The 5801-nt window shown below is 42.4% G+C and carries 5 protein-coding genes and 1 pseudogene; 5 read left to right on the top strand and 1 reads right to left on the bottom strand.

Annotated features, from left to right (window positions below):
* The 5 genes from epsC to Q7P41_RS09530 all read left to right on the top strand — a co-directional run.
* On the top strand, positions 1–618 hold a 618-nt coding region (gene epsC / locus Q7P41_RS09550), incomplete at its 5' end, for a serine O-acetyltransferase EpsC (protein WP_303883809.1).
* A gap of 2 nt (positions 619–620) precedes the next feature.
* Positions 621–1535, top strand: coding sequence for a cysteine synthase A (gene cysK, locus Q7P41_RS09545; protein ID WP_303883808.1), 915 nt, complete (start codon positions 621–623; stop codon positions 1533–1535).
* Between the two features lie 205 nt (positions 1536–1740).
* Positions 1741–3054, top strand: coding sequence for a branched-chain amino acid transport system II carrier protein (gene brnQ, locus Q7P41_RS09540; RefSeq protein ID WP_303883806.1), 1314 nt, complete (start codon positions 1741–1743; stop codon positions 3052–3054).
* A 218-nt stretch (positions 3055–3272) separates the two neighbouring features.
* Positions 3273–4034 carry an IclR family transcriptional regulator gene (locus Q7P41_RS09535; protein WP_303883804.1) on the top strand — a complete coding sequence of 254 codons (762 nt, stop codon included), beginning with the start codon at positions 3273–3275 and terminating at the stop codon, positions 4032–4034.
* A gap of 25 nt (positions 4035–4059) precedes the next feature.
* The gene (locus tag Q7P41_RS09530; RefSeq protein WP_303883803.1) at positions 4060–5565 is read left to right on the top strand and encodes a UxaA family hydrolase; all 1506 of its coding nucleotides are present in this window, start codon (positions 4060–4062) and stop codon (positions 5563–5565) included.
* 127 nt (positions 5566–5692) lie between these two features.
* Here the strand turns inward: Q7P41_RS09530 and Q7P41_RS09525 are convergent.
* Positions 5693–5801: pseudogene (locus Q7P41_RS09525) on the bottom strand (sugar kinase); the annotation flags it as partial.

Genomic DNA, 5801 nt, shown 5'->3' with positions numbered 1-5801 from the left:
CTTGAAATAATTTTTTGCACTCCGGGATTTCAAGCCATCCTGGCGCATAGATTTATACATTTTTTACACACAAGACTCCGGATACCCCTTTTGCCTAGGTTTTTGGGGCAAATTGTTCGATGGTGGACCGGAATAGAGATTCATCCGGGCGCGCAGATCGGGAGAGGGGTATTTATAGACCATGGGATGGGTGTAGTAATAGGGGAAACTGCAATAGTGAAAGATAATGTCACCATGTATCATGGCGTTACTCTGGGAGGTACGGGAAAAGAGAAGGGAAAACGTCATCCTACGGTTGAAAAAGGGGCGTTCATTGGCGCCGGGTCTAAAATATTAGGTAATATAGTGATAGGCGAAAATGCAAAGGTCGGTGCCGGAAGTGTTGTATTAAAAGATGTCCCTTCAAACAGTACCGTTGTTGGCATTCCGGCCGTTGTAGTCAAGCACAACGACATAAAAGTGGGGGATATTGCAAGGCAGTATAGCCCCGATTCTCACACGGCAAATATCCTTTCAGTGAGCTTAAATGAGCTAGAAAAAAATTTGCAAGTCTTGAAGGAGGAAATTCGTAGCTTGGGAGAACAAGTTAATATACAAAGTAAACGGGAGGTTGCTTAAAGATGTCCGTTGACGAAGTTATATTAAATAAATTTATTGGTCGTACGCCTGGATTAAGGTTGCCCCATGAAAATGGAATTATATTTGCAAAACTCGAGGGCAACAATGTAGGGGGATCTATAAAGGATAGGGCAGTTTGGGGAATGCTCAAATATTTTGAGCAAACCGGAAGATTGAAAGAAAACACTACTATAGTTGAGCCAACTTCAGGTAACACAGGTATTGCTTTAGCAATGTTTGGTGCAGCGCTTAATATGCAGGTTATCCTTGTTATGCCAGAGTCAATGTCCCTTGAGAGAAGGGCAATTTTAGCAGCCTATGGAGCTAAACTTGAGCTTACCCCTGCGGCAGATGGCATGATCGGAGCTATAAAAAGGGCTGAACAAATTGTAAAAGAAATGCCAGGTGCTGTTATGTTAGATCAGTTTTCTAACCCAGGTAATCCGTGGGCTCACATGGCGACCACTGCTCCGGAAATACTTCTCGATATTAAAGGTCTAGAGATAGCGGCTTTCGTTGCTGGCGTAGGTACGGGAGGTACTTTAACGGGAGTAGGAAAAGTCCTAAAGAAAGTTTTTCCTAATATACAGATCGTTGCCGTTGAACCTGCCAAATCTTCAGTTTTGAGTAGGGGGCCTATCGGGCCTCATGCGATCCAGGGCATTGGGGCGGGTTTTATTCCCAAAAACTTAGATCTTTCTTTGGTAGATCAGGTTGTGAAAGTATCTGACGAAGACGCCATTGAAATGACGAGATATATGGCGCGGGAGAAAGGTTTGTTTTTGGGGATTTCAAGTGGTGCTAATTTATGGGCAGCCGGAGAGTTATTAAAAAGTTTGCAAGAAAATTCGATCGTAGTTACTGTGGCGCCTGACAGAGGAGATAAATATTTAAGCACTTCTGCCTACAAGTTATAGAAGTAATAAAAGCACGAGCAAAAGTATTTTGCGTCTCATTATTCAACTAACCTTTGTCCGATATCTGTAAAAAATTTAAATTCGAAATTTACTTGCACTTAAAACAAGGATTTGATATATTGAACACCGCATGCAAGTGTGTGCAATTCGTGCATTAAATTATGAGTTTGTGGCCAACATTCTTGTGAAGGGGGTTACCAGTTCAATGGAAGGAATTAAAATCAAAGATATGATCGTAACTGGATTTGCCTTATTTGCGATGTTTTTCGGAGCAGGCAATCTTATCTTTCCTCCTTACTTAGGGTCTTTGTACGGCTCAAAGTGGATCGCTGCTATGTTGGGATTTGGAATAACTGGTATTGGTCTGCCCCTTTTAGGGGTCATAGTGATGTCTCGGTACGAGGGTTCCTTCGATAATTTTGCTGGCAAGGGAGGTAAACTTTTCAGCATATTGTTGGGGAGTTTAGTTGTTTTGTGCATTGGACCTCTTCTTGCTATACCGCGCACTGGCGCAACAACTTTTGAAGTTGCTGTAAAACCTTTTTTCCCAAACATGAATCCCTATATACCGATTATTGGCTTTTTTGTCCTAACTTTTTATTTTTCCATGAAACAGTCCTCCGTGATAGATGTTATAGGGAAACTGCTAACCCCTGGCTTGCTCGTCCTTTTAATTGCCATCATTATTGCTGGTATTGTAAACCCTATAGGCGCGCCGATGCCTCCTAAAGCCACTAATAGCGCTTTCGCCTCATGCTTCGTTGAAGGTTATCAAACGATGGATGCCCTTGCTGCTGTGATATTCGCTGGTGTCATAGTGCAAAGCATTAAGGCAAAGGGATATGGCAAGTCGTCCACTATCAAGATAACTATGATGTCGGGATTTATAGCTGCAGCAGGCCTGTTAGTTGTTTACGGCGGCTTGATGTATTTAGGAGCCACAGTATCTTTTATGTCACAAGACATTCCCAGGACGATGCTGCTCGTCAACATAGTGGCAGACATTGCTGGTGATGTTGGTTTAATTGCTCTAGGTATAGTGGTTGCATTAGCTTGTTTGACGACAGCTGTTGGTTTAACAGCAGCGACTGGAGAATTTTTCAGCAAATTGTCCAAGAACAGGGTTACCTACCTTCAAGTGGTGACAATATCTACACTATTTAGCGCCCTTTTTGCCGGGATTGGTGTCGATGGCATAATAAGGTTCGCTGTGCCTGTCTTAGTCGTTGTATATCCTATCGTTATAGTTTTAATGTTCATGAACTTGCTTTCTCCAGTATTTAACGATTCTTGTCGTTACGCCTATATGGCTGCCCTCGCGGGAACTTTACTGGTGAGCCTCTATGACGGCTTTTCTGCAATAGGTGTAACGTTCACATTGTGGGAAGACATTATCTCACTAATACCATTAGTTGCAAACGGGTTTGGATGGTTGATGGCTGCTACTATAGGGTTTGGAATAGGTTTGGTTGTAGATAGAATAGCTTTAGCTATAAAAGGCTCTGCAAGCTGCGCGTAACGTTGTGTTGCCCTTGCAATCAAAGCATATAGGTTTGTTCATTGGTCGCGCCAGTTACTACTCTAAGGCTGGCGCGATAATAGTATTTAAGTTGCTGATTTTTTCTCAGAGTCTAGCGAGACATAGTTACTAGCACTCTTTATTTTTGATTAGTGTTGAAAATAATTTTATTTTGAGGTATTATTGTACGAAACAGTATCCCATGTGGAGGAATTAAGATGTCTGGTGTAGCCAAGATACGAGTTTTGGAACGAGCAGTAGATGTAATGAATAGTCTTGCAGAGATGGAGCAACCCTCTGGTTTGTCGGAGATAGTCGAAAGAACTTCTTTGCCGAAGACGACAGTTTTTCGAATACTGAATACGCTAGAGGAGCATTCGTTGGTCATGCGCTGCAATGGACAATATGCTATTGGCCCTGCTGTGCTTTTTTGGGCAAGCGCCTACAAAGTACAAAACGTATTATTAGAGGTAGCAAAACCTCACATGGTTGAACTTTGGGATTTTACTAGGGAAACAGTGCACCTTGTCTTCTTCGATGGTGAAAATGCCTATTACATAGAGAAGCTGGATACACCGCACCCGGTCAGGATGCGTTCTCGCATTGGGGCACACTTGACACTCTACAGCACTGCGGCAGGCAAGGCAATTTTGTCTGCTTTGAGCCAGGAAGAGATTGATGCTTATTTAAATAAGGTAGCGTTAACGCGCAAAACGCCCAACACCATTGTGGATAAAGAAAAGCTAATGGCTGAGTTATCAAAAATTAGACAAGAGGGTTTTGCAAAGGATATACAGGAGAATGAAGAGGGGATATGTTGCGTGGGTGCCCCCATATTGCAAAATGGGAAACCAATTGGGGCGATAAGCGTTTCTGCTCCGGCTTATAGGTTTACTGAGGAAAAGATGCTTGAGGCCGGAAGAAAGGTTCAAGAAATTGTGGCAAAAGTTTCAGAAGCGTTGAGCAGGACACCTGTATAGTAAAAGTTCTGGAGGTCAAATAACCATGTCTTATTTATTGCGAATCACTTCTAAGGATAATGTTGGCGTTGCGCTAAAAGAGCTGCATAGAGGTAGTAGAGTTACTACCGAGGGCCAAGCTGCTATATTAATAAGGGATGAAATTCCCCTTGGTCACAAAGTAGCTCTTAGCGATATAAAATCGGGAGAAAAAGTAATAAAGTATGGCTTCCCGATCGGTAGTGCCATTAAAAATATCCAAGGTGGAGAACATGTTCATACCCATAATCTTAGTACCAACTTAGGTGATGTCGAGGAATATTCATATGAACCCAAAAACTACTTGTCTTGTAGCGATTCTTTCACGATTCCTTCCTTTAAGGGATTTAAGCGCACAAACGGTTCTATAGGTATAAGAAATGAAATATGGATAGTACCGACTGTAGGCTGTATTAATGAGATTGGCAAACTTATATTAGAGAAAGCTAAAAGGCTTCTCGAGGGAAGTCGATTAGTTGATTTACTTGAGGAAGGCAATGTAATGGCCCATCCTTTTGGTTGTTCTCAGCTTGGCGGTGATTTGGAACGAACTCAAAAAATACTTGCTGGTATAGTAAAACACCCTAATGCTGCTGGTGTTTTAGTCTTGGGATTAGGGTGTGAAAATAATACTCTTGAGTCTTTCGTCAAACACCTCGGAGATGTTGATAGAGAGCGAGTTCGTTTTCTTGTGGCACAAGAAGTGGATGATGAGGTGGAAGTGGGCGCCAAGATGATATGCGAGCTCGTTGAAAATGCATCTACGGATAAGAGAGAAGATGTCCCGCTTTCTTCTTTGGTCGTTGGATTGAAATGTGGCGGTTCTGATGCTTTTTCTGGCATAACAGCTAACCCGCTACTTGGGGCGTTCTCAGATTTTTTAGTGTGCGCCGGTGGAAGTTCTGTCCTGACGGAAGTGCCCGAGATGTTTGGGGCTGAGAGGCTTTTGATGGAAAGGGCGGAAAACGAGGAGATATTTCAAAAGATTGTTAATTTGATCAACGACTTTAAAGAATATTTTCTTTCCCATGAACAGCCGGTTTACGAAAATCCATCGCCTGGCAATAAAGCAGGAGGCATAACTACCCTAGAGGAAAAGTCTCTAGGTTGTGTGCAAAAAGGCGGCAGGGCGCCGGTTGTGGATGTGCTATTGTACGGAGATCGGGTCAAAAAGAAAGGGTTGAGCCTGCTTGAAGGTCCGGGAAATGATCTTGTTTCCTCAACAGCACTTGGTGCCGCGGGATGTCATATGGTCCTTTTCTCTACCGGTCGGGGCACCCCTTATGGTACCTTTGTGCCTACAGTAAAAGTTTCAACCAATAGCGATCTATATCACAAAAAAGAGCGATGGATAGATTTTAATGCTGGTGCTCTTCTTGAAGGCGTCACGATCAAGGATCTACTAGATGAATTCTTTCAAAAGATAATAAGCATAGCCAACGGAGAAAAGACAAAAAGCGAAGAAAACGATTTTAAGCAAATAGCCATTTGGAAGGGCGGAGTTACATTATAGGTAAATTGACATTCATGATATTTTTTCATAAATGTGTTTTTTTAAAAGATAACTCGATCAACAATATAAAAAATACAAATGTAAGATGATAAATAAAGCGGGAGGAATGTGCATCTCCCGCTTTATTTTATCTTTGGACCCTTCCGCTTACATCTCCGCCCATTAGACTAAAAACTTCCTCTTTACTGACCCTATTGAAGTCACCGGGAATTGTATGTTTTAAGGCAGATGCTGCT

This window comes from Acetomicrobium mobile (assembly GCF_937920065.1).
Note: the sequence above shows the minus strand (reverse complement) of the source record. Positions and strands in the feature narration are given on the sequence as shown.